Source organism: Streptomyces sp. MZ04, assembly GCF_004684775.1.
Lineage (GTDB): Bacteria > Actinomycetota > Actinomycetes > Streptomycetales > Streptomycetaceae > Streptomyces.
The window spans coordinates 18,240-42,698 of the sequence record NZ_SRIC01000041.1 but is presented as its reverse complement, the minus strand read 5'-3'; the positions used below and the strand labels follow the sequence as shown (position 1 = coordinate 42,698).

At 69.2% G+C, this 24,459-nt stretch carries 21 protein-coding genes and 1 pseudogene; 11 read left to right on the top strand and 11 right to left on the bottom strand.

Annotated elements, in window-relative coordinates:
* The 3 genes from E2651_RS12270 to E2651_RS12260 form a co-directional block, all read left to right on the top strand.
* A partial coding sequence (locus E2651_RS12270; protein ID WP_245238767.1) for a dihydrodipicolinate synthase family protein occupies positions 1-891 on the top strand: 891 nt, incomplete at its 5' end.
* Between the two features lie 41 nt (positions 892-932).
* The gene (locus E2651_RS12265) at positions 933-1,934 is read left to right on the top strand and encodes a proline racemase family protein (protein ID WP_135331112.1); all 1,002 of its coding nucleotides are present in this window, start codon (positions 933-935) and stop codon (positions 1,932-1,934) included.
* Between the two features lie 54 nt (positions 1,935-1,988).
* Positions 1,989-2,681, top strand: coding sequence for a GntR family transcriptional regulator (locus E2651_RS12260; RefSeq protein ID WP_135331111.1), 693 nt, complete (start codon positions 1,989-1,991; stop codon positions 2,679-2,681).
* A 31-nt stretch (positions 2,682-2,712) separates the two neighbouring features.
* Here the strand turns inward: E2651_RS12260 and E2651_RS12255 are convergent, their stop codons facing one another.
* From E2651_RS12255 to E2651_RS12215, 9 genes and pseudogenes are all read right to left on the bottom strand, one after another.
* The gene (locus E2651_RS12255; RefSeq protein ID WP_135331110.1) at positions 2,713-3,666 is read right to left on the bottom strand and encodes a hypothetical protein; all 954 of its coding nucleotides are present in this window, start codon (positions 3,664-3,666) and stop codon (positions 2,713-2,715) included.
* A complete protein-coding gene (locus E2651_RS12250) occupies positions 3,663-5,405 on the bottom strand; it encodes a CotH kinase family protein (RefSeq protein ID WP_135331109.1) in 1,743 nt (580 codons plus the stop codon). The genes E2651_RS12255 and E2651_RS12250 overlap by 4 nt, the downstream gene beginning before the upstream one ends.
* 134 nt (positions 5,406-5,539) lie before the next feature.
* Positions 5,540-6,082 carry a hypothetical protein gene (locus E2651_RS12245; protein WP_135331108.1) on the bottom strand — a complete coding sequence of 181 codons (543 nt, stop codon included), beginning with the start codon at positions 6,080-6,082 and terminating at the stop codon, positions 5,540-5,542.
* A 34-nt stretch (positions 6,083-6,116) separates the two neighbouring features.
* Positions 6,117-6,545, bottom strand: coding sequence for a hypothetical protein (locus tag E2651_RS12240; protein WP_135331107.1), 429 nt, complete (start codon positions 6,543-6,545; stop codon positions 6,117-6,119).
* Positions 6,546-6,585: 40 nt separating this feature from the next.
* Positions 6,586-7,395 (bottom strand): hypothetical protein, encoded by an 810-nt coding sequence (locus E2651_RS12235; RefSeq protein ID WP_135331106.1) that lies wholly within the window; start codon positions 7,393-7,395, stop codon positions 6,586-6,588.
* A gap of 49 nt (positions 7,396-7,444) precedes the next feature.
* Positions 7,445-7,879, bottom strand: a complete 435-nt coding sequence (locus E2651_RS12230) for a hypothetical protein (protein ID WP_135331105.1) — start codon at positions 7,877-7,879, stop codon at positions 7,445-7,447.
* 32 nt (positions 7,880-7,911) lie between these two features.
* Positions 7,912-9,489, bottom strand: a complete 1,578-nt coding sequence (locus E2651_RS12225) for a hypothetical protein (RefSeq protein WP_135331104.1) — start codon at positions 9,487-9,489, stop codon at positions 7,912-7,914.
* Between the two features lie 9 nt (positions 9,490-9,498).
* Entirely contained in the window at positions 9,499-11,037 is a 1,539-nt protein-coding gene (locus E2651_RS12220) for an aminotransferase class V-fold PLP-dependent enzyme (protein WP_135331103.1), read from the bottom strand.
* A 700-nt stretch (positions 11,038-11,737) separates the two neighbouring features.
* Positions 11,738-12,160: pseudogene (locus tag E2651_RS12215) on the bottom strand (PLP-dependent aminotransferase family protein); the annotation flags it as partial.
* Between the two features lie 165 nt (positions 12,161-12,325).
* Between E2651_RS12215 and E2651_RS12210 the strand changes: the two are divergent.
* The 4 genes from E2651_RS12210 to E2651_RS12195 all read left to right on the top strand — a co-directional run bounded on the left by E2651_RS12210 (position 12,326) and on the right by E2651_RS12195 (position 18,251).
* Positions 12,326-14,407 (top strand): pentapeptide repeat-containing protein, encoded by a 2,082-nt coding sequence (locus E2651_RS12210; protein WP_135331102.1) that lies wholly within the window; start codon positions 12,326-12,328, stop codon positions 14,405-14,407.
* Positions 14,408-14,704: 297 nt separating this feature from the next.
* Entirely contained in the window at positions 14,705-15,085 is a 381-nt protein-coding gene (locus E2651_RS12205; RefSeq protein WP_135331101.1) for a hypothetical protein, read from the top strand.
* Positions 15,082-17,172, top strand: a complete 2,091-nt coding sequence (locus E2651_RS12200) for a bifunctional polysaccharide deacetylase/glycosyltransferase family 2 protein (protein ID WP_135331100.1) — start codon at positions 15,082-15,084, stop codon at positions 17,170-17,172. Before E2651_RS12205 ends, E2651_RS12200 begins: the two co-directional genes overlap by 4 nt.
* Positions 17,173-17,174: 2 nt before the next feature.
* Positions 17,175-18,251 (top strand): LCP family protein, encoded by a 1,077-nt coding sequence (locus tag E2651_RS12195; protein WP_245238765.1) that lies wholly within the window; start codon positions 17,175-17,177, stop codon positions 18,249-18,251.
* 36 nt (positions 18,252-18,287) lie between these two features.
* Here E2651_RS12195 and E2651_RS12190 read toward each other — a convergent pair whose 3' ends face one another.
* Positions 18,288-19,589 (bottom strand): phosphatase PAP2 family protein, encoded by a 1,302-nt coding sequence (locus E2651_RS12190; RefSeq protein WP_135331117.1) that lies wholly within the window; start codon positions 19,587-19,589, stop codon positions 18,288-18,290.
* A 169-nt stretch (positions 19,590-19,758) separates the two neighbouring features.
* On the opposite strand from E2651_RS12190, the gene E2651_RS12185 reads away from it, so the two are divergent.
* The 3 genes from E2651_RS12185 to E2651_RS12175 all read left to right on the top strand — a co-directional run bounded on the left by E2651_RS12185 (position 19,759) and on the right by E2651_RS12175 (position 22,262).
* Positions 19,759-20,832, top strand: coding sequence for a hypothetical protein (locus E2651_RS12185; protein WP_135331099.1), 1,074 nt, complete (start codon positions 19,759-19,761; stop codon positions 20,830-20,832).
* 2 nt (positions 20,833-20,834) lie between these two features.
* Positions 20,835-21,962, top strand: coding sequence for a hypothetical protein (locus tag E2651_RS12180; protein WP_135331098.1), 1,128 nt, complete (start codon positions 20,835-20,837; stop codon positions 21,960-21,962).
* Positions 21,963-22,082: 120 nt separating this feature from the next.
* On the top strand, positions 22,083-22,262 hold the full coding sequence (locus tag E2651_RS12175) for a hypothetical protein (RefSeq protein ID WP_135331097.1): 180 nt from the start codon (positions 22,083-22,085) through the stop codon (positions 22,260-22,262).
* 2 nt (positions 22,263-22,264) lie between these two features.
* Here E2651_RS12175 and E2651_RS12170 read toward each other — a convergent pair whose 3' ends face one another.
* Positions 22,265-23,128, bottom strand: coding sequence for a MurR/RpiR family transcriptional regulator (locus E2651_RS12170; RefSeq protein WP_135331096.1), 864 nt, complete (start codon positions 23,126-23,128; stop codon positions 22,265-22,267).
* Positions 23,129-23,230: 102 nt separating this feature from the next.
* On the opposite strand from E2651_RS12170, the gene thrC reads away from it, so the two are divergent.
* Positions 23,231-24,325, top strand: a complete 1,095-nt coding sequence (gene thrC, locus E2651_RS12165) for a threonine synthase (RefSeq protein ID WP_280922788.1) — start codon at positions 23,231-23,233, stop codon at positions 24,323-24,325.
* Positions 24,326-24,459: the final 134 nt, after the last annotated feature.

Sequence of the window (24,459 nt, the reverse complement as noted above, 5' to 3'; positions counted from 1 at the left end):
ACCTCCCAGCACCGCCCCTGGCACGGCATCCTCGTCGCCACCGCCCTCCCGCTGAACGACGATCTCTCCGTGAACTACGGCAAGTTCGCCGAGCACTGCGCCTGGCTCGTCGAGAACGGATGCGACGGTGTCGTGCCCAACGGATCGCTCGGTGAGTACCAGGTCCTCACCCCCGAGGAGCGCGCCAAGGTCGTGGAGACCGCCGTCGCGGCAATCGGCGGGCAGCGCGTGATGCCCGGCGTCGCCGCCTACGGTTCCGCCGAGGCGCGCCGGTGGGCCGAGCAGGCCAGGGACGTGGGCTGCGCCTCCGTGATGCTGCTTCCGCCGAACGCCTACCGTGCCGACGAGCGCTCCGTCATCGCCCACTACGCGGAGGTCGCCGAAGCGGGCATCCCGGTCGTGGCGTACAACAACCCCATCGACACCAAGGTCGACCTGCAGCCCGAGCTCCTCGCGAAGCTGCACGGCGAGGGGTACGTCCATGCCGTCAAGGAGTTCTCCGGGGACGTGCGCCGTGCCTATCGCATCGCCGAACTCGCCCCGGAACTCGACCTGTTGATCGGCGCCGACGATGTGCTGCTCGAACTGGCGGTGGCGGGCGCCAAGGGGTGGGTCGCCGGTTATCCGAACGCGCTGCCCGTCGCCTCCGTCGAGCTCTACCGCGCCGCCGTCACCGGAGACCTGGTCACGGCACGGGAGCTGTACCGGGAGCTCCACCCGCTGCTGCGCTGGGACTCGCAGTCCGAGTTCGTGCAGGCCATCAAGTTGTCCATGGACATCGTCGGGCGGCACGGCGGCCCCTGCCGTCCGCCACGCGTGCCGCTGCTTCCGGAGCAGGAGAAGTCGGTGCGCGTCGCCACCGAACGGACCGTCGCCGCAGGCCTCGCCTGATCCACCTTCCCCGCACCGCTCACGTACGAAAGGGTTCCGACATGCGCAGCAAACTCGTCCTGCACGCGGTCGACTCGCACACCGAGGGCATGCCGACGCGGGTGATCACCGGTGGCATCGGCACCGTCCCCGGCGCGACGATGAACGAGCGCAGGCTGTACTTCCGCGAGCACCGCGACGACATCAAGCAGCTCCTGATGAACGAACCGCGCGGGCACTCCGCGATGAGCGGCGCGATCCTCCAGCCGCCGACCCGGCCCGACTGCGACTACGGCGTGATCTACATCGAGGTCTCCGGCTATCTGCCGATGTGCGGGCACGGCACCATCGGCGTCGCCACCGTCCTCGTCGAGACCGGCATGGTTGAGGTCGTCGAGCCGGTCACCACGATCCGCCTGGACACCCCGGCCGGTCTCGTCGTCGCCGAGGTCGCGGTCGAGGACGGCGCGGCGAAGGCCGTCACCCTGCGCAACGTGCCGTCCTTCGCCGTCGCCCTCGACCGCAAGATCACCCTGCCCGACGGCCGTTCCGTGACGTACGACCTGGCTTATGGCGGCAATTTCTACGCGATTCTCCCGCTGGACCAGTTCGGCCTGCCCTTCGAGCGCGGGCGCAAGGACGAGATCCTTGCCGCCGGGCTCTCGCTCATGGACGCCATCAACGCCGAGGACGAGCCGGTGCACCCGGAGGACCCCTCCATCCGCGGCTGCCACCACGTCCACCTCTACGCACCCGGCGCCACCGCCCGCCACTCACGGCACGCCATGGCGATCCACCCCGGCTGGTTCGACCGCTCGCCGTGCGGCACCGGCACGAGCGCGCGCATGGCACAGCTGCACGCGCGCGGCGAACTGCCCCTGGACACCGAGTTCGTCAACGAGTCCTTCATCGGTACGCGGTTCAGCGGGCGGCTTCTGGGGACGACCGAAGTGGCGGGCATCCCCGCCGTGCTGCCCAGCTTCACCGGGCGCGCGTGGGTGACGGGCACCGCGCAGTACCTGCTCGACCCGGACGATCCCTTCCCCGCGGGATTCGTGCTGTAGCGGGTTGCGATACTCGTGGCAGCACGTGACATTGCACCAAGGAGGACCGGCCCCATGACCGACCGGAGCAGCAGTGCCCCGTCCGCCGCGCCCGCGGCCCTGCCGAGCCTCGGCGGGACGCGCAGCAGTTACCGCGAGCGGGTCGCGGACGCGCTGCGCGCCGCGCTCATCGCGGGCGAGCTGCGCGCGGGCGAGGTCTACTCCGCGCCCACCCTCGCCGTGCGCTTCGGCGTCTCGGCGACGCCGGTGCGCGAGGCCATGCTCGACCTCGTCAAGGAGGGGCTCGTCGACACGGTGCCGAACAAGGGCTTCCGGGTCACCGCGGTCTCCGGGAAGCAGCTCGACGAGTACAAGCACATCCGCGCGCTGATCGAGATCCCCACCACGGCGGAGCTCGCCACGAGCGCGGACCCTGTCGCGCTGGAGGCGCTGCGCCCCGTCGCACGGGAGATCGTCACCGCTGCCGCCGAGGGCGACCTCATCGCGTACGTCGAGGCGGACATCCGCTTCCACCTCGGCCTGCTCGCGCTCTCCGGCAACGACCACCTGGTCGAGGTGGTCGGCGACCTGCGCAAGCGTTCCCGTCTCTACGGGCTGCAGGCGCTGGTCGACGCGGGCCGTCTCGAGGCGTCGGCCGAGGAGCACCTGGAGATCCTCGACGCGCTGCTCGAGCGCGACGAGGAGGCCGTGCGCGCGGTGATGACCCGGCATCTCGGTCATGTGCGCGGCATGTGGGCGGCCGACTAGCCCGGCCGCCCCGCCGGGGACTTCTGGAAGGTCAGCTCGCCCCGGGGATCAGGAACAGGTGGATCGACTGGTCCTTCGCGCGGACGCGTTCGCCGGCCGCGCCCTTCTTCGCCCGGTCGGAGACCACCACGACGTGGTCGGCCGAGACCCAGGACACGCCCTCGGGATTCCCGTAGACCGTGCGGCCCTTGGAGTCCGTGGGCAGGCGGTAGACCGTGCCCTCGTCCACCTGCCACTTCTTCGTGGACAGGCGGCCGACCCACAGCGCGGACGACGCCTGCGACAGGACGGCGATCCTGCCGTCCTCGCGCACGGACACGCTGCTGTAGTCCTCGAAGGGCAGTGCGGCGGGCAGCCGGATCGTGGCCTCGTGGTCCCACTGCTTGCCGCCGTGCCGGAAGACCTGGATGCGGCCGCCGCCGGGACGCTGCCCCTCCTTGCCGCCGGCGCAGCGGTTTCCCTCGCACAGGCCGAGGAGGTATCCGGTGCCCGACCGCTCGACCCACTCCAGGCCTTCCATGCCCTTGTTGGCGTCCGTCAGCGTGAAGTCGAGCCAGGAGGAGCCGCACGGGCGCAGTTTCGCGTCGTACTCCTGGACGCGGCCGCGAAAGCCCTTCGGCTTGACCGGCACGGCCTCGCTCAGCGTGAAGCAGTGGTCGCGCAGCTCGTCGTGGGCGAGATCCTCGTAGCCCTCGACCTCCTTCGAACTCCCCGTCTTTTTCTGGCCTTTGGGGGTGAGGACACCGTTCTCTGGTGCCTTCGGCGACAGTTCGCTGCTGATTCGTATGAAGGAGGTCAGGTTGTCGCAGACGACCAGGAAGGCCCCGTCGCGGTAGAGGACGCCGCTCGCCTCCAGGCGGGTGCCCGCGGCGTCGCCGATCAGGTCCTGGATCTTGGCTTCTTTCACCAGGCGCAGTTCACGCGGCGCATCGGCCTTCTGCCCGGCCTGCTGCTCCGCCTTCTTCGACTTCTTGGCTGCGGTCATGAGGGGAGTACCTCCATCGCGCCGGGGAACACCGCCCCGCTGGCGCCATTGGGATAGGTCTTGCGCAGCTCGGCGAGCTGCTGCCGCGCGTGGTCGTAACGCATCCGCGTGTAGTGGAAGATCCCGTAGGTGAACTGCGAGCCCCGGCTCAGCTCCCACTGGCGGTACGCCGCCCGGTACACCTCGTCGTTGGTGAACTGCCGCCCGGTGAACGGCTGTCCGTGCGGGCTGTCGGCCTCCCCGTACGCGGCGGACGAGATCAGCTGCCACAGACCGTCGGTCCGCCCCGAACCCTCGGCGCCGATCAGCGCGGCGACCCGCTCCGGGCCGAACTCCGTGTCCAGGAGGTACTCCAGGTGGTCGAGGTAGTACTGGCAGAAATCATGGTGCCGCAGCAGGTTGGTGAAGAGCGGCAGGCGCGAGACCTCGTGCGGGGCGTGTGTGATCCGGCAGTAGTCGCGGGTCATCGCGGGCCAGTCGAGCAGGTCCGTGTACTGCCACTTCGTACCGAAGAAGTCGATGCCCGAGCTGTTGTCGTAGTCCCAGGGGATGAGGGTGAAGTACGGGCGCCCGGTGAAGCCCAGTGGGTCGCCGAGCCGGCCCGAGTTGTACAGGTAGTAGTTCGACGGCGTGGCGAAGTAGTTGTCCCAGCTGCCGAGCAGGACGTTGGCGCCCGCCCAGCGCAGGAAGGCGCGGACATTGAGCACTCGCTCGACCGACGCGCGGAAGGTGTCACTCTTGAACCGGTCGTCCCCGCCCGGCAGTTGGACTCCGTTGACCGCGCGGATGAGCGTGGCGAGATCGTCGTACGTGTTGGCGGCCGGGTCGTCCTCGTTCGTCTTCAGGCGGTACGTACGGTCGTCATCGACGCTGCCCGCGGTGAAGTACTGGCGGCCGTCGTCGCCTCCGCCCGTGCCGGTGCGGTGCTCCAGCGTCGCGCAGCCGACGTCGCCGCAGTACGCCTTGTAGAGATTGCCCGCGGAGTTCTTGCCGAAGTGGTCCTTGAGGAACTTCTTGTCGACCTGCTCGATGACCGAATAGAGGCCCATGTAGCGGTCGTTGAGGGAGAACGTCGCGTACGTGTGCTGCGCCGCGGGAATCCCCGCCCGGTCGAGCAGCCGCCAGGCGACGGCCTCGCGCATCTGCGACGGGTCGTTGTACATCGCCTTGAGGTTGACCCGCTCCATGCCGTAGAGCCGGTCCTGGCTCTCCCCGATCTCGAGGTCGACCTTCCAGGACCGCTTGGGCGCGTGGGCCGTCATGTTGCCGCTGTTGACCATCGAGAACGCGCCGGTCGACAGGAGCGTGTCGCCGGGGGTGGTGCTCCTGGCCAGGGTCAGCCGGGCGCCCGGCGGCGCGACCATCACCTCGTCGGCGGTCAGCACGCCCTGCGGCCAGCCGGCGACATTGACCTGATACATGTCCTGCGCGAAGAACTCCTCTTTGTTCTCAGTGGAGTTGAGGAGCGTCTCGACCAGCTGCCCGATCGCGGTGACCCGCCCGTCCACGCCGAGGAGCGCAAGGCGGCCGTCCGCCGCCGCGTCCGCCTGCTCGGCGAGCAGCAGGTCGTACAGCACGCCGAACTCGGCCTTCGTGCGCAGGGCCGCGTCGGACGGGCCCGCCGCGGCGTTGGCCTCCGTGGCGAGCCGGAGCACCGTGCCCCGCGGCAGCCCGGAGATGACGACTGCCCGGTTCTTGAACGCGTCCTGGAACGTTCCCTTGTCGATGGTCCTGTCCACGCCGGCCTCCCAGGGGTGAACTCTTCTCTCTACGCCCGGTGGCACATGACCGCCAGCCCGAGAACCGGCCCTGTGCCCAAGCGGCCCCTCCGGCGGAACACGCCCGCCGGAGGGGCCTCACAGATGCGCTCGCGTCACACGCCGAGGATCCTGATCGACGGGTGGATCGCCGTGTTCAGATACAGCTTCTCCTTCTTGCGTTCCTGCTCCAGCTCCATCACGAGCCGGTAGCGGTGGACGCCGGGCTTGGCAGTGCTCAGTACCGTGCCCGCCCAGTAGTAGTAGACCGGCGTGAACGGGTCCCGCATGCGGTCCGGCATCCCGTAGATCTTCAGCTCGGTGAAGATCTTCCGCTCGGCCACGTCCTCCTCGTCACCCAGCTCGGTGTCGAGGAACGTGATGTTGTTGATCTTCGGCATGGGGGGCCAGGTGCCGTCCGGGCGCTTCTCCATGTCGAGCGGGCGCACGATCCAGTTCAGGACCTGCCCCTGCTTGCACACGGTCTCCAGGGACGAAGTGCCCTGCCCGCGGCCGCCGATGCTGTTGTCCATCATGTAGATCGCGTCACTCAGGGAGCCCGTCTCCGTCGCCCGCTCCATATTGATGAGCGTGACGATGTTGAGCTGTACCGAGTTCAGCTGCCCGGGGTTCTGCTTCTGCTGCACGCTGCTGGTCAACACTCCTCCTTCGCGTACGCCGCCATGACAGGCCCTAACCGACGAGGGACGACGGCAGGCTGGTGGCGATCGGCTCGTCCCTCGTGCCCAGCTTGAACTTGAGCTGGTAGGACACGTCTGCCGCGTCCTTCTTCAGCGTCCCGATCCAGTACGTGACGTCCGTGCCCGGATAGACCTTCCGCTCCGGCTCGCAGACGTCGCTGTCGATCACGATGTCGTCGATGGAGACATACGCCTCGCACTCCAACGCCAGCGCGTTCCAGAGGAGTTGGTCCCCCTTCTTCGCGTGCGTCCGCAGCTGCTCGCTGCCGAATCCGGCGGACCCGGCGGCCTTGTTCGTGTCGTACATGTACAGGTGGCCCCGCATGTTGCCGGCCGCCAGTGCGCCCACGCAGTCCACGACGGCGGTGATGGAGATGGGCCGCTTCGCGGAGCTCTCCCGCTGCCTCGGCTTGGTGGTCATCTGCTCCTCCTTCTTGCTTCGTGCTGAAGCCCTGGCCGGATCAGTGGACGTCGGAGCCCGCGCCCGGAGGAATGGGCAGGATGCCCATGCCCGCCTTGGTGAAGGCGTTGCGCCGCGGCTCCGCGGTGATCTTCAGAGTCGAGGGGCAGGTCAGGTTGACCGCCTCCCAGCGCATTTCGCCGTTGACGCCCACCAGCTTGTGCAGCTGGATCCGCATCACGTACGAGTACGTACCGGGACGCGAGGTGTCGACCGTCGCCGACCAGTACCAGCCGTCGGTGACCAGGTCCGGGGAGCCGTACTCCGCCGGATACATGATCTTCGAGTCGACCGCCTCGCCGTAGATGTCGGTGATCACCGGCGCGGGGTAGGTGTACGCGGCCGAGTTCTCCTCGGTGACGATCTTGCCGGTGACGTCCAGGATCTTCTGCCCGGACATCCGGCCGCTGGTGCGCCGGGTGGTCTTGACGCGGGCGCCGACCGTCTTGCGGATCTGGCTGAGCTGCTCGGCCTGGTCGGTTCCTGCGACCGAGGACTTGGTCGCCAGGTCCTGGAGGTCGGCCAGCGCCCTCTCGTCGCTCTGCCGCGCCCGGTCGGCCTCATAGCCGCGGGGCACGGTCGGCGGGATCGAACCGAGGCTGTAGGGCAGCCAGTTGAGGACCTGCTCGCTGGCCTGCGAGCCGTCCCGCCAGTAGGAGCCGTTGATGGCGGTGACCAGCTCGCCGGTTCCCTGGTTCTCGGAACCCTGCAGCTTCATGTTGTCGAACAGGTAGGTGTTGCCGTCCAGTGACTGGGACTCCAGCGCGTTGCCGACGTCCACGAGCACGATGATCGCCAATTGTTGGGGCATGATTCCGCCTTCGTCGTCGTTCCCGGCCTTTGCCGTCGCTGTACGGCTGCTACTGACACATCAACGCGGGTGTATCGACGTGCATGACGCTGTTGGTGCCCTCGTACATCTGGAGCTCGAGGCGGTAGCGGTAGGCCACGCCGGGCGTCAGCCAGTTGGGGACCACGCCGGTCCAGACGTCGAGGTCGAGCTTGTCGCCCTCGACGGCGTGTTCGCCCGCGGGCGGCTGCGCCGGGGCGGCGGACCGGTCCGCGGCGACGAACGAGATGTTCTTGATCTCGACCGGCGTCTGGAGGTCAACGGCGAGCGCGGACCACGAGACGACCTGGCCGGGCTTGACGACGGTGCACAGGTTCGGCGTCCCCTGGTGGGCGCTGTTGTCCGCCCCGTCGTCGATCATGCAGAGGTTCCCGTCGAGCAGCGTGCTGCCCGAAAGCGCCCCGATGACGTCCACGACCGCGACGATGTTCACTTGCGGTTTCATCCTCACTCCTTCTGCTCTCGCACTGCTGGTTGCTAGCCCCGATCCCGGACCAGTGGGACCTTGCCGACCGCCGTCCGCTCGATCTCGGCCGAAAGACGGGGCACGAACTTGAGCTGGAAGCTGTAGCCGGTCTTCTCGATCGACGCGGGGTTCGCCTCGCCGTGGTTGAACAGCGACAGCGAGCGCGGCAGGGCGTTCACGAACACCTGCTGGACCCCGTAGGGGCCAAGGGCCGTGTCCGTCCGGTACGTCAGGCCGAGTACGTCGTCGACCGAGGCGAACAGCGTGATGGTCCTGCCCTCGCGGTTGTTCACGAACTGCACCTCGTGCGCCACCGCGTCCAGGTCCACCGCATCGACCGCCCGCAGCTCGTCGCGCACCGAGGCGTAGGCCCGCGCGGCGGAGTACTGGCTGTCGTTGATGTGCAGCACATCGCCGGTGCGGCCCGCGAACTCGAACCGCTGGGTCTTCAGGCCGGGCCCCTCGGTCCTGCGCCGCCGGATCATGCGGTCGCCCAACTTCAGGCGAAGCAGCGGCGCCTCGTGCGCGTGCAGCCGGGTGACGACGAGTTCGCCCTCCTCGCCCTCCGCGACCCAGCGCCCGTTCTCGTCGACGATCTCGATGAAGTGCAGGCCCGGCACCGCGGACAGATGCGGCGATGCGGCGTCCAGCTGCAGCCCGATGGTCTCCGCCTGGGTGGCGGCGAAGTAGCTGAGGATCGACAGGTTCGGGAACAGCGCCTGGAGCTCCACCCGCTTGCGCTGCGAGAGCACCCCGCTGCCGTACAGGGCGACACGGAAGCTCTCCCTGGACTCCTGACGCATGCCCGCGGCGAGCTCGCTCAGGATGCCGATGCCGGCGGAGATCCCCATCAGCGCCTTGGGGCCCTTGTAGGAGAACATGTGCTCAAGGACGGGGGCGGTCACGGGGCCCGCGCCGACGTAGTTGACGCCCGGCACGTGCTGGAGGACGCCGCCCACCATGGTGCCGCTGCTCCACATCTGGTAGTCGGCCAGCGTGGTGAACAGCCACTTGGGGTCGCTGCCGCGCAGATGCTCGGCCAGCTGATAGGCGCCCATGAAACGCCCGGCGATCTCATAGGTATCCTTCAACTCCCGCAGGGAGTAGACGACTTCGAGCGGACGGCCGCCACTGGTGCCGCCGCTGGCCACGACCTCGAACTCGCCATGGGTGAGCGGCACGACCAGGCCGGGCCGTGACTCCATGAAGAAGTCGCGCTGTACGTCTTTGTCGGACAGCGGGATGCGCTGCCAGGCCTCGTACGACTCGGGGGCGTGAACGGTGCCGGCGCCGCGCAGCCGGTCGCGCCAGAGGGGGTTGAGCATCACCGTGTTCACCATCTGCTGCAGACGGCGCAGGACGAGCGCTTCCTGGACCTCGTGCGCCACCTCGCTGTACGGCGCCTGGCAGACCCGCTCGCATTCCTGGAGCTTGCTCGCGAACGAGGGAAGTACGGTTACGGCTTCAACCGATTCGGGCCGTAGCTCCCAGTCGGGGATCAGCCAATGGGCCAGTTCGGTGGCGCCGCCGGGCGCGGTGGCGGTCGGTGGAACATGTGTGGCCTGTGGAGCGTGCGATGTACTCAACATCCATCCCCTCTAAGCTGTTTCTGTTCCCGGTTCGCTGTTGAGAAGTTCCGCGAGAAGTTCCTGTCCCGTAGCCCTGATCTCGGAGATCAGCATCCGGAAGTGCCCGTCGGTGACCTGATGGTTCATCATGACCACGCGCAGTGCGGCCACCCCATCGATGTTCACCTTGGAGATGAAGAAGTTTCCCCGGAGTTTGACGCGATTTCGGATGGCGATCTGAAGGCGGTGCACATCCTCCTTCTTGATTCCTGCCGGGTGATACCGGAAGCACAGGATGTTCGCCTCGGGCCGGTGCAGCGTCTGGAAGTCGGGATCGGCCCGCAGGGTTCCGTGGGCCTCCTCCGTCAACCGGCAGAGATAATCGATCTTCTCCGCGAAAAGTGCCGGTCCGTACATGGCCCACAGCGTCCACAAGGTCATGATCATCGGACGCTTCGTGCACTCGAAGTTCTTTCCGCCGCTGTCGTACGCCGTGTATATGTCCGGCTCCTCGTCGAACACATAACTGGCCTTCTGCCGGAACGCGTTGCGGCTTGTCTCCTTGTCCCGGTAGAAGAGCATCGTGCAGGGCGCGGGCACGAACATCATTTTGTGCGCGTCCCAGGTCAGGGAATCCGCCTGATCGATTCCCCGCAGTTTTTCGCGGAGCGTGTCCGACACCAGAAGGCTCGCGCCGTGCGCCCCGTCGACATGCAGCCAGAGATTGAATTCCCTGGCCACTTCCGCCAGTTCGTCGATCGGGTCGAAGGCCCCCACCGACGTACTGCCGGCCGACGCGACCAGGCAGAACACCTTCAGGTTCTGCCGCTCGGCCGCCGCCAGGGCCGGGCGTGCGTCGGCCACCGAGATCTGCCCCTGCGGATTCAGCGGAAGGCGCACGAGCTGTGCCTCGCCGATGCCCATCACGCCGGCCGCCCGCGCGACGCTGTAGTGCACGTCGGCGCCCACCGCGATGGCGGGCCGCGGCTGTCCCCGCACGGCGGAGCCGCCGTGCGCCCAGAATCCGGGCAGCTTCTGGTTGCGGGCCGCGAGCAGCGCGGTGAGGTTGGCCAGCGACCCCCCTGACGTGGTCACCATGGCGAAGCGAGCCGGGTCCCAGCCGATGAACCGGTTCAGCTCGTCGGCCATGATCCGCTCGACCACGTTGGGCAGTTGGGCCGCTTCGTAGAACGAGGCGGGCTGGTTGATCACCGAGCTCACGAAGTCGATGACGCCGGCGAGCGGTACGACGCCGGAGAACTGCCGGCCCATGTATCCGGGCGAGTGCACCTGGATGCCGGTCCTGATGTACAGGTCGATGATCCCTGCCAGCTTCTCCTCGTCGAACGCCGCGACACTCTCGCGTTCCGTCGTCATCAGGCCCCGCGCAGCCTCCGAGAGCAGCGCCGGATCCGTCAGTTCGAGGCCCCTGATCGAGAGATCGGAAAGGTGTTTCTCCAGCTTCGCAAGGGCGGTTTCGGAAGACTCCCGGAACAGCTGGGCGTCAAACGCGTCGAGCAGTAATCCGCTCCCGTCGGAAGCGGGATTGTTCGGCCGAGATTCCGTCACGAGGGTCCCCTTCAAAAAGTCCCTGTGGTGCCCGACATGATCGTGGGGCGCATGCAACCTGCGCAGATTCCAGAGTTTTCGAGCATGCCGATGGGCAGAAGGACTTCGATGCCGATGCGGTGCCGATGTGACGGCCTCGGCTGGTCAAGCCGGGCAGCAACATCCGTTCCGGCAGCCCGCGTTCAGCGGTGACCGCACAGAACTCCCCCTCGAAGGAACAGCCTTTGGTGTTACAGAGCGGCGCGGACCCCCCGGTTCTCACGCCACTCCCGCACGTTCGGCTTCTCCCCCCTCATGCCCCTCGTGATTCCCCCCACGAGGAGCAACCGTAGAGCCATATGTTTCGGATCGGTGACTCTTTCAATGGTCTGTCCGAAAAGTGTGTATGCCAACTGACGGCCTCTCAATTGCTCTTGGCCACAACTGTGTTCACAGGTACCCCACATGTCATGGGACGTACTCCATTTTGAGACAGGTGGCCGAACGCCGTGATCCGGAGGCGCGGGATACGTTCCCCAGGGCGGGCAAGGGGTGACGCTTCGATTCGGCGGACGGAGCGGCTCGATGGCGATTGATTCTTGCCATTGTCATGTGACTGTCGAGTTCAACGTATTTCCGGGAGGGGGAGGGTCTCATTCTGGGTGGGTGAAATTCTGGCCACGCCAATTGATTACCAATTCAACCGGGCTGATTTTCTTGGTCACCGCGCTGGTTTCCTTGGTCGACCGGGCTGATCTTCTTGGTCGGCAACCGCGGCCCCCAGCCGACGCGCCCCCTCGGTCAGCTCCGCGTGATCGGCGATCGCGGCGGCCAGCACGGCGCACCGCTCCCGCAGCGCCGTACCGAGCGAGCGCACGTGCCGGTCCCAGGACGGGGAGCTGAGCACTTCGAGCGCGGCCGCCTGGAGCGGGCGCGTGACGAAGAAGTCGTCGACCAGGCGCACCGCCCGCATGCGCTCCATCACCGGTCCGCGGGCGACAAGGGCGCCGATCCGCAGGCTCGGTGCGGCGGGTTTGGTGAGCGAGGTGACGTGCACGACCGTGCCGTCGCGGTCGTCGGCGACCAGCGGCCGCGGCACGGCGCCGCCGTGACCCAGGTGCCGTGCGTAGTCGTCCTCGAGCAGGTCCAACTCCCGGCAGCGGACGGGCAGGCGGCCGATTGGCGCGGAGTACGTCGAAGGGCCCCGTCGTGAGCGGTGGTGCCCATCGGCAGGATGCCGCAACTCGCCCCATCCGCACGTGTGTTGGTTCCCCCGATGAGGCCATCAGCCGCGTGATGTGATCGGCTCATGACCCTGTCGACACCGCCGGACTGGCCGCACTGCGGACGTGGAGCCGACCCCGACACCGACGACGTGGGCTGCCGTGGCATCCACGTACCTGGACACGCGGCATGTCTCGCCCACCTCGAACCCACGGATCGCGCCGGCTACTTCGCCGGGCTGCGGGCGGGCGCCGATGTCGACCACCGGGGGACGACCTTCGACAGGGCTGTGCTGCATGGCCTGCTCGCGGCCTTGCGTGATCCGGGGACCGATGCCGCCCGGCTCGGGGACGCACGGTTCGACGAGGCGACGTTCACCGGTGACGCCTGGTTCAACAGGGTGACCTTCACCGGGCGCGCCAGATTCAAGGGGGCGATCTTCGCCAGGTACGCACGGTTCGGCGGGGCGAACTTCGCTCAGGATGCCCGGTTCAACGGGGCGACCTTCGCGCAGGAAGCCTGGTTCGGCAGGGCGGACTTCGCCGCGGACGCCTGGTTCGACGACGCGACCTTCACCCAGGACGCCCGCTTCAACGGGACGGCCTTCGCCGGATCCGCCCGGTTCAGCAGGGCGACCTTCACCGAGGACGCCCGGTTCAACGCCGCGACCTTCACCGGTGACGCCCGGTTCAAGGGAGCGGCCTTCGCCAAGACCGCGGTGTTCGACGGGGCGACCTTCACCATGGAGGCGGATTTCTTCCGGGCGACCTTCGCCGACGACGCCCGGTTCGACGGAGTGACCTTCTTCGGGGACGCCTTGTTCGGGGCGGACTTCGCCGGGGACGCCAGATTCAGCGAGGCGGTCTTCACCGCGGATGCCCGGTTCAGGTGGGCGAAGTTCACCGGGCTCGCCTGGTTCGACAGGGTGACCTTCGCCACCGACGTCGATTTCGAGCGGGTGGCCTTCGCGGATGCCGTATTCGAGGGGACGAGGTTCACCGGGACCGCCGAGTTCGACAGCGCGATCTTCACCGGGAACGCCTCGTTCCATCGGGCGACCTTCCAGGACGCCCAGTCACTGGGGCCTCTTGCCTGCCAGGGAACGCTGAGCCTGTCCCGGGCCGTGTTCGCCGGACCGGTGACCGTCGAAGCCGCCGCCGCTCACGTCCGATGCGTACGCACCCAATGGGGATCCACCGCGACCCTGCGCCTCCGCCACGCCGTCCTCGACCTCACCGACGCCGTCCTGACCCTCCCCATCGCCGTCACCGCACACCCCGCTCCCTTCGACTTCAGCGCCCCCCTAGTCGTCGACGGGTCCGGGCTGACCTGGAGTCGGTCGGGGCTCAGCGTCACATCCCTTCGCGGGGTCGACTGCGCCATGCTGTCCCTCTCCGACGTCGACCTCACCCTGTGCCGATTCGCGGGAGCCTTCCACCTCGATCAGCTCCGGCTGGAAGGCCGCTACACCCTGTGCCGCCCGCCCGCCGGGGTCCGTTGGCGCGGACGGCTGCCCGTGCGCTGGACGCCGCGCCGGATTCTGGCCGAGGAACAGCACTGGCGCGCCTCCCGCGGTATCGCCGCCGACGGCTGGTCGCCCGCGCCCGAGGGCGTGGACGTGCTCGAGCCCGTCGCATTGGCACCGGTGTACCGGCAGTTGAGGAAGGCGTTCGAGGACGGAAAGCACGAGCCCGGAGCCGCCGACTTCTACTACGGCGAGATGGAGATGCGCCGCCACGCCGACGACATCCCCCGCTCCGAGCGCGCCCTGCTCACCGCCTACTGGACACTCTCCGGCTACGGCCTCCGGGCGGCCCGCGCCATCGGCTGGCTCACCGTCGCCATGGCCACCACCGTCGTCCTCATGATGGGCTTCGGCCTGCCCGACGAGTCCCCGCGCCAGGAGATCGCGCGGGAGAAGGTCGACGGCGAGTGGACGACCGTGCTCGACAAGCCCGATCCGAAGAACCCGACCGGCGCCCGCTTCACCACGCATCGCTTCGAGCAGGCCCTCGACGCCACCCTGAACTCAGTGGTGTTCCGCTCCAGCGGCCAGGATCTGACGACGGCAGGCGGGTACATCGAGATGGCGTCCCGGTTCACGGAGCCGGTGCTCCTCGGCTTCGCCGCGCTCGCCGTCCGCGGCAGGGTCAAGAGGGGCAGCTGAGCCGGGGAGTCGAGCTGTCCGGGGATGCCCGACACCGCCCGTCCTAGTAGGGTCGGTGGCCGCGTGACGGCTGACGGCCGCCCCCTGGCCTCCCGGCCCTTGTGAGGGCCCATGCGTACGCGGCTTTCCCGGCCCCACCCGGGAAGGGCGCAGAGCATGCGCGCGTACGGAAACCCTCCGTGCGCGCAGGGCACCGGGATGCGGCTTCTGGCGTCTCACGAGCAGTACCGCGGGCCCCGGTCCGCACCCCCCACATACAAAGAGTCGCGCGTGCGCGGCCGCAGATCAGGAGCACCAGTGCAGGGCATCCCCCACATAGCCAGCACACCCCACGACGGGCGCTCGTCGCCCGTACCCCCTGCCCGCAGGGCGGAGCACGCCGAGCAGGCAGGGCGGGACATGACGCGGCGCATGCCCCCGACGGGGCGGCGTCCGCGCGGTGGCCCCGCGCCCCAACTCCCCGTCTTCATCGACCAGTCGGGCTGGCGCAGGCGGACCCTGCAAGGCATGGCGCTGGCCGTGGTCTGCGCCTGCCTCGGGTATCTGCTGCTCTTCGGCACGCTGATCGGCGGCCTCTGGCAGCCCGTCGGCACACAGCCGCCGAGCACGAACGGACCGGTGCCGTCCGGCCAGGACACCGGCAGATCCGCCCCGCCGGCCGGAGGCCTCAAGCAGTGACCCGGCGTTCCGCTGTCCGCCGCCCGCCGCGCGGACACTGGCTCGTCCTCCTCCTTGTCCTCCTGGTGGTCGCCGTCACCCTCCTCTTCGAGGGCTGGACGACCCACCAGGTCGACGCCGCGCGCACCAAGCCGCCGTGCACCCGGCCGATCCCGCGCGAGGCGGACGACGGCAAGCCGCTGCTGCGGTTCGGCCCGAAGGGGGTCACCACCGCGGCCATGCCGCCCCGGACCGTCGCGCTCACCTTCGACGGCGGGCCCGACCCGGTGTGGACGCCGCGCCTGCTCGACCTGCTGCGCAGGCACCACGCGCGGGCGACCTTCTTCGTGTACGGGAAGGACGCGGCCCGGCATCCGAAGCTGATGCGGCGGATCCTGTACGAGGGCCACGAGATCGGCTCGTACACCTACAGCGGCGGCGACCTCGGCGTCGCGTCGCCGCTGCGCGCACGCCTCGAACTGTCGCTCACCCAGAGCGCGCTCGCGGGCGCGGCCGGGATCAGCACCAGCCTGCTGAGGCTGCCGCACACCACGGCGGCGGACACGCTCTGCGGCCCGCAGTGGCCTGCCGCGAAGCGCGCGGCGGAGCAGGGATACCTGGTGGTCGCGTCGGACCACAAGGACCGCAAGCCGTGGCGGGGACTCGTGTCGCAGCACAGCCAGACCGACCTCGGCTACCACGAGGCCGAGGACCTGCTGCGGGACCGCAGCGTGAAGTGGTTCACCACCGTCAGCGGCGGCCTCGGCCGTCCCTCCTTCGTCCACGAGGTACCGGTCGCCCAGGAGATCAAGGGCGACGGCCTGATCTGGTCGCAGCGGCTCGGGCACGCCTTCCTCACCGTGATGGTGTGGACGCTGACCCTCACCGGCGTGCTCGGTGTCCTGCGGATGCTGCTGTTCGCGGTGTTCGCCCGGATCCACGTGCGCAGGCTGCGCCGGTACCGGCCCGGCGCGCCAAGGCTGCGCGAGGTGCGGGACCCGGTGACGGTCCTGGTACCGGCGTACAACGAGGAGGCCGGTATCGCCTCCACCGTGTACTCGCTGCTCGCCTCCACCCACCCGCACCTGCAGATCATCGTGATCGACGACGGCTCGACCGACGCCACCGCCGACATCGCCGAGGAGATCGACGACCCACGGGTGACGGTGATCCGCAAGCCCAACGGCGGCAAGCCCAGCGCCCTCAACACCGGCCTCGCACACGCCCGGCACGACATCGTCGTGATGGTCGACGCGGACACCATCTTCGAACCCGAGGCCCTTGCCCGGCTCGTCCAGCCGCTCGCCCACCCGGCGGTCGGCGCGGTCAGCGGCAACACCAAGGTCGGCAACAGGCGCAGCCTGATGGGCAAATGGCAGCACCTGGAGTACGTACTCGGATTCAATCTCGACCGGCGGATGTTCGAGGTCCTGGAGTGCATGCCGACGGTGCCGGGGGCGATCGGCGCCTTCCGCAGGGACGCGCTGATGGGCGTCGGCGGCGTCAGCGACGAGACCCTGGCCGAGGACACCGACCTCACGATGGCGCTCTGGCGGGCCGGCTGGCGCGTCGTCTACGAGGAATCGGCGGTCGCCTGGACCGAAGTGCCCAGCACCGTCCGCCAGTTGTGGCGCCAGCGCTACCGCTGGTGCTACGGCACCCTCCAGTCGATGTGGAAGCACCGCCACGCCGTGAAGGAGGTCGGCCCCGCCGGACGCTTCGGACGGCGCGTGCTGCTGTACGTCACGCTGTTCCAGATCGTCCTTCCGCTGTGCGCACCGGTCGTGGACATGTTCGCCCTGTTCGGGGCGCTGTTCCGCGACCCCGTGGAAGCCGCGCTCGTCTGGTTCGGGTTCCTCTCCGTCCAGTTGGTCACCGCCGCGTACGCGCTGCGGCTCGACCGCGAACGGCTGCGCGTGCTGTGGGTGCTTCCGCTCCAGCAGTTCGTCTACCGGCAGTTGATGTACCTGGTGGTCATCCACTCCGTCGCCACGGCGCTGCTCGGCACCCGCCTGAAGTGGCACAGCATGAAGCGCACCGGAACCGCCGATCCGTATCTCCTCGAAGCACCGCGCGAAGAGGCGCGGCAGAGCCTGCAAGGGAGTTGACCATGACAGACCCGCTTGCCACGCGCGACCGGTTCGCCGAACGCCCCAGCTCCCGCTACGGCCCCCGGCGCGCCCACGCCCCGCCGAAGAAGCGCAGGAGGCTGCGGCGGACAGTGCTCGTCCTGCTGGCCGTCGTGGTCGTCGCGGCGGGCGGCACGTACGGCTGGGCCGAGACCCGGCTCAACCGTGACGTCGACCTCGGCGCGTACGGGGACCGGCCGCCGCCCGGCGAGGGCACCAACTACCTCGTCGTGGGCTCGGACAGCCGCGACGGGCTCTCCGAGGACGACGTGAAGGACCTGCACGCCGGCGGGGGCGGAGGCAGGCGCACCGACTCGATGATGCTGCTGCACACCGGGGCCAACGGCACCAGCATGGTCAGCCTGCCGCGCGACTCCTGGGTCACCGTGCCCGGCCGCCTCGACACATCGACGGGCAAGACCAAGCGCCCCGAGGGAGACAAACTGAACGCCGCCTTCTCCTACGGCGGCCCCGAACTCCTCGTGCACACCGTCGAGAAGAACACCGGCCTGCGCATCGACCACTACGCGGAGATCGGCTTCGCCGGTTTCGTGAACATCGTCGATGCCATCGGCGGCGTACGGATGTGCCTGGACCGCGACATCAAGGACGAGAAATCGGGCGCCGACCTGCGCAAGGGCTGCCACAGCCTGAACGGCAAGCAGGCGCTCGCCTTCGTCCGCCAGCGGCACCAGGAGAAGGAGGGCGACCTGGGCAGGTCGAAGAACCAGCAGAAATTCCTGTCGACCCTCGCCCACCAGGCCGCACGCCCCGGAACGCTCTTCGACCCGCTGGAGATCGGCCCGGCCATGCAGGCCGGGCTCGACACACTCATCGTCGACAAGGGCATGAGCCTGCGCGATCTCAGCAGGATGTTCCGCGCCGTGCAGAGCGTGTCGTCCGGACACGGCAAGCAGATCAACGTACCCGTGTCCGGCATCGGCGTCCCCACCCCCAAGGGCAACGTCCTGAAGTGGGACGCCAAGAGGTCGGCCCGGCTCTTCGACGACCTGCGGCACGACCGGCCGGTGACGGAGACGGGGAAGACGTCGCGGTAGGACAGCGGTAGGACAGCGGTAGGACAGCGGTAGGACTCACACCGGTTCGGGTTGTGGCTCCGGTCGGAGTGCGGGTGCGGCGGCCTTCGGCTCCCACGATCTGGTGGTCCGTACGTAGCTGTAGATCACGGAGCCCATCGACAGCAGAACAAGTGGTCCGAACACCCAGGGGTGTTCGGCCATCTCCATCGGCAGATAGCGGTACGACGCCAGGAGCGCGGCGAAGACCGCCGTGCCGTGAGCGACCAGCTGGATTCCCGACCGGTCCCAGCCACGGTCGTACGCGCGCAGAGCCGCCTCGATGGTGAGCGCGAACACCACACCGGCCACGAGATCCACGCCGTAGTGGTAGCCGAACCCCAGCGTCGCGCAGAGCGTTGCGGTCAGCCAGAACGCGCCCGCGTACCGCAGGAGTCGTGGGCCCTTGCGGGAGTGGATGAAGATCGCGGTGGCCCACGCCGTGTGCAGGCTCGGCATGCAGTTGCGCGGGGTGATCCCGTCGTACGGCACCGGGTGCGGGGCGCTGACCGGCGGCGGCGTGTGCGGCCAGAGGTCGGCCACCGCCCACTGCACGCCGCCGGTGCCGGAGGTGCCGGGGCCGTAGGCGAAGATCGGCCCGACCACCGGGAAGATCATGTAGAAGGCGGGACCGACGAGGCCGATCACCAGGAAGGTGCGCACCAGGTGGTGGCGCGGGAAGCGGCCGTCGGCCGTCACGTTGCGCAGCTGGTACAGGGCGGCGACGATCGCGGCCACGGCGAGCTGGGCGTAGACCAGGTCGATGACATGGGGGACGAACGGGCCGCTGGCCTCCAGGATGCGGCCTGCCAGCCACGACGGGTTGCCCAGCGCGTGATCGGCGACCGCGACGTACGGGTCGAGCACGGTCGGGCGGGTCTTCGCCGTGATGAGCAGCCACGTGTCGCCGGTCTTGCGGCCGGCCACGAGCAGCAGGCCGAGCCCGACGCCCTTGAGCAGCAGGACACGTTCCTTGCCGGTGCGGCGCGTGATCGCGATGACGGCACAGCCCAGCATCACCCACAACGCGCCGTTGCCGAAGAACTGCCCTTCGGGCACCTCGGCACCGACCGCCCACCGCACCAGCACGAAGACGAGGTCGATGCCGACCGCGGCACCGGCCGCGATGAACCGCTGCCGCCAGGTGAGCACCACCATCATCAACGCCAGACCGCCGTACAGCGGCCCCGGTTTGGGCGGGAAGATCACCTCGCGCGCCTGGTTGGTGATCGGCCCCGGTACGCCGCCGTAGCGACGCGCGGCGATCTCCAGGGCGATGAGGAACCCAAGGGCCACCGCACCCACGGCGGCCCACAGGATCACCTGTCGCCGACGCCGGGCGGCGAATTCGAATCTGTGGGGTATTCGCGCAAACACCCGCGAACTATATGTGGGCGCCTGTCGAGAAGCCGTGGTCGGCCGGATGCCGCCTGGTCACCGTCGTGAGCATGCCAATATGCTGTGCGACCTTCACGCCCTGGGGGGTCTCGTGAACGGTCTCCGTGCGGTCATTCTCTGCCTGGTGATGGCGTGTGCCGCGGTGGTGTCGCCGACCGCGGTGGTGTCCCCGGCCGCGGCCGTGACGCCGCCGGGCTGGTCGGCACTGCCGGTGCCGGCCGCGGCCCCGCCGGTGACCGTGTCCGATCTCGCCGCCCGCGGTCCTGGCGAGGCATGGGCGACCGGGTACGAGCATGCCGCCGACGGCCTGCATCCGATGCTGTACCGGTGGGACGGCACGGCGTGGAGCCGGGACGTGACCTTCCCCGGCGCCGGTGAGCCGGGCCGGCTCGGCAAGGTGCAGTTCGTCGGCGAAGAGATGTGGATCTTCCACAACCGCGAGGGATCGGGCGAGATCCTGCGCCGGTCGCCGGAGGGAGGATGGAGTACCGTCCCGCTGCCGCAGACCCTGTGGACCTACCAGGACTTCACCGCGGTAGCGGGTGCCGCGTGGGTGGTCGGCGAGGACGACACCGGGCTGAAGGTGTTGCGTTACGACGGTTCCGGCTGGACCACGCAGTCCACCCCGGAGGGTGTGCTGTTCCTGATGGGGATCACCGCGCGTACGGCCACCGACGCCTGGGCCTGGGCGGACACCACCACCGGGACCACCGTCCTGCGCCGGGACGGCACGGCGTGGCGGGACGCGAAGGTGCAGCTGCCGCCGAACAGCAACGTACACACGATCATGCTCGAACCGTCCGGCCGGCTCACGATCGGCGGCAGCCAGTACACCGACGGCGTGTCCCGCACGTACCTGATGACCTTCAACGGGCACGCCTGGCGCACCACTTACCCACCGCTGGGCGACACGTACACCGAGGCCATGGTGCGCGGCCCCGACGGCGCGCTGTGGCTGCCGGTGCGCAGCGACCGCGCGTTCCAGTCGAAGTACGCGCGGGTGGACGGCTCCCGCACCACCTTCTCCTACGGCCCACAGCGTACGAACGCGATCGACGTCAAACCGCGCGCACTGACGAAGGCGGGCTCGTCACTGCTGTCCTTCGGGACGGCCGAGATCTACGGCTCGAAACCAAACCTGATGAGCGAGCGGCGGGGAGGCTGACCATGACACGCGGACTTCCCAGGGCACGCGGACTTCTCGTCGCGGCGCTGGCTGTCGCCATGACCATGGTGACCGTCACGACCACGACTGCGGCGGACCCTCAGTCCTGGCAACACGTCCCGGTCCCGACCCAAGTACGCCCACAGGCCGGGCTGAACGAGGCCGTGGCGTTCGGGCCGAACCGGGCGTGGGCGGTGGGTGCCGACGCCGTCGGCCGCGAGGCGCCGGGCTTCCCGCTGGTGCTGCGCTGGGACGGAACGGCGTGGCAGCGCCAGAGCCTGCCCGGGATCCGCTGGCAGGGAGAGCTGCTGTCCATAGCCGCGACCTCACCGACGGCGGTCTGGGCGGTCGGCCGAGACTCGGCGGGCGGCGCCCACCTGCTCCGCTTCGACGGCACCGCGTGGAACGAGAGCCGCCCGCCACGCGGTGTCGTACTGACCAAGGTCGTCACGGGCGGCGGTGAGAGCTGGCTGATCGGTTCGCGGGACGGCGCGCAGGTACTGCTGCGCCGGGACGGGCACGGCTGGCGGGACGTGCCGGTGCCGCCGGGGTCCGTGTACGGCCTGCACATCCTGGCGGCCGACGACGTCTGGGCGGCGGGCGCCACGGACTCGGGCGCGGCGGTGTCGCACTGGAACGGGCAGGCGTGGCGGCAGACGATAGTGAGCGGGTTCCCGCGCTCGGCGGTGAGCAGTGTGCTCGCCGTGTCTCCCACGGAGGTGTGGGCGGGCGGCACGGCCGGATTCGTCGGCGGCCCACCGGGCAAGCCGATCCCGCCCCTGCTGGCCCGCTTCGACGGACAGGCGTGGAGCCGGGTCACGGTGCCCACCGACTTCGGCTCGATCAGCTCACTGGCACCTACGACGTCCGGCGAGCTGGGCTGGGTCGCGGTGGCCCGCTCGCAGAAGTGGGGCCCACCGGGCAGCAATCCTCCCCTCGTCCCCGGGCCGGATTTCCTGGCCTGGAACGGACAGTCGTTCACCGAGTACGCCGAACCGGCGGTGGCAGGGGAGGGCCGCTCCTGGGCGCTGCGCCTGGCACCGGTGCCGGGCACGGCAACGGTGTGGTCGGTCGGCCGGGCCGACGGCCCTGAGGGCACGTTCGCGCCGCGGATCCTGCGGTTCGGCTGAGGTGACGGGGCTGCATCCTGCCCCGAGCGCCTGAGGCGGGAGGATGCTCACCGTGGCGAATCACCCAGGCTTCGGCGTGCTCTTGACCCGGCTTCTGAATCACCGTCGGCTGGATGCCACATGGCTGTCTGCGACGTCCGGCATCTCGGAGACCGAACTCTCCTCGATGATCTCGGACCGCGCGACCGCCCGCTGTATCCGCCCCGGCCCTATGGCCAGTACAAGGGCGGCTTCGGTGCGATGCTCGCCAACCTGCTGTGCGGAAACCGCAACCTGCCATCCCTGACCGATTGTGAGTGAGGTCAGGGGGCGTCGTCGGGCCGTTCCAGTTCCGCGGCCAGGCCGTCCAGTTCCTCCAGGCGGTCTGCAGAGCCTGTCAGGTGGGAGACCGTGGCGACCAGGGCGAGCTCGGTGACGGCCACGATGTGGGTGAGGGGGGCGATCGGGCCCGCTGCTTCCCTGGGCAGGCGCAGCAGCACTTCGGAGTCTGCGGCCATCGGCGACTCCCAGGCATCGGTGACCAGCACGAGCCGTGCCCCTCGCGCCCGGGCGGCTCGGACGAAGCGCGCGGCGCTCTGCGAGTAGCGGCGGAAGTCGTAGGCCACGATCAGGTCCTGTGGGCCGATGTCGACCAGAACCCTGGCCCGGGCGGCTGTCCCGTGCGGCACCTGGCGCACGCGCGGACGCAGACCGGAGAGCTGGCGGACGAGGTAGTCGGCTGCGAGTTCGCTGAGCGGTCCGCCGATCCCCCAGACGCCGCCGGCGCCGGCGAGCAGCGCGCCGATGCGGTCGAGGAGAGATCCGGTTGCGGCCTCAACCGTGCCGCTGAGCCCGGCGAGCAGCTCCTCGGCGGCCTGGTTCGGTGCGGCGGGAGTGGTGCTGACGAATTCCCGCAGCCGCGACTGGTCGTGCTCCCTGCTCTGTGCACGCACGGAGGACTGGAAATCCGCGAAGCTGCTCCAGCCGAGCCGGGCGATGAGCCGGGACGCGGTGGGCGGGCTGACCTCGGCCCGGTCGGCGAGAGACCGCAGCGAGCCGAGCGCCGCGAAGGGATAGTCGTCCAGGAGCACCCGCACGATCGCCTGCTCGCCGCGCGGCAGTTCGGGATACATCTCGCTGAGCCGCGTCGTCACCAGGTCCGGACGGCGGGTTGAGTCGTACGACATGGTGCTTGATCGTACGGGGCGACCAGCAGCCACCTCATGAAACAAATGTTACGCAAGGGCACTCTGGGCTGAGCTAGAGTAACAATCGTGACTCTAGATTCTGTGAACGCATCTGAGGCCGTACAGCCGGTCGTCCATGCCTGGCAGGGCCTGATCAACGCCTACCGGGCCTGGATGCCTGCGGTGACCAGCCGCACCCCGGTCGTGACCCTGCACGAGGGCAACACACCGCTGATCCGGGCCACCCACCTCTCCGGGCTCACCGGCTGCGAGGTGTGGCTGAAGGTGGAGGGTGCCAACCCCACCGGCTCGTTCAAGGACCGCGGCATGACAGTGGCGGTCAGCAAGGCGGTCGAGGCAGGCACCGAGATGCTGGTGTGCGCGTCGACCGGCAACACCAGCGCCTCGGCCGCCGCGTTCGGCGCGCGGGCCGGGGTCAGGACCGTGGTCCTGGTCCCGAAGGGTGCCGTCGCGCTGGGCAAGCTCGCTCAGACGGTGCAGTACGGTGCCGAAGTCGTCGAGCTGACCGGCACGTTCGACGACTGCCTGCGGGTCGCCCGGGAACTGGCTGCCGAGCATCCGGTGGCTCTGGTCAACTCGGCGACCAACGACCACCGCCTGGCGGGCCAGCAGACCGTGGCCTTCGAGATCGTCGACGTACTGGGCGATGCCCCCGACCTCCACTGCCTGCCGGTCGGCAATGCCGGAAACATCACCGCGCTCTGGCGCGGCTACACGGCGTACGAGAAGGCCGGACGAGCCTCGCGCCGCCCGCGGATCTGGGGCTTCCAGGCGGCGGGCGCGGCCCCGCTGGTTCTCGGCCGCACCGTCGAGGCTCCCCAGACGGTGGCCAGCGCCATCCGGATCGGCAACCCGGCGTCCCGGGACGGCGCGCTGGCGGCCCGTGATGAGTCCGGCGGCCAGATCTCCGCCGTGTCGGACGAGCAGATCCTCGCTGCCTGCCGCCTGCTCGCCCGCCACGAGGGCGTGTTCGTGGAACCGGCGTCAGCGGTCGGCGTCGCGGGGCTGCTCGCCGAACACGCGGCGGGCCGCGTGCCCGCTGCCCAGCGCATCGTCATCACGGTCACCGGCAACGGCCTGAAGGATCCACAAGCGTCGATCCCGGAGGGCTACCACTCGCTGGAGACATCGACGGCCACCTCCGATGTGGCCCGGGCGCTGCATCTCACGTCCTGAGCCCCGGGCGCCCTTCGGCCAGACCCTCCAACTCCAGCCGGCGGGGTCAGGGCGTGGCCTTGGGGCCAAGCCCGGGACTCGATCTCGGATCCGTCGGACAGGCCGCATACTCTGAGCGCCATCCGCGCTGGCTG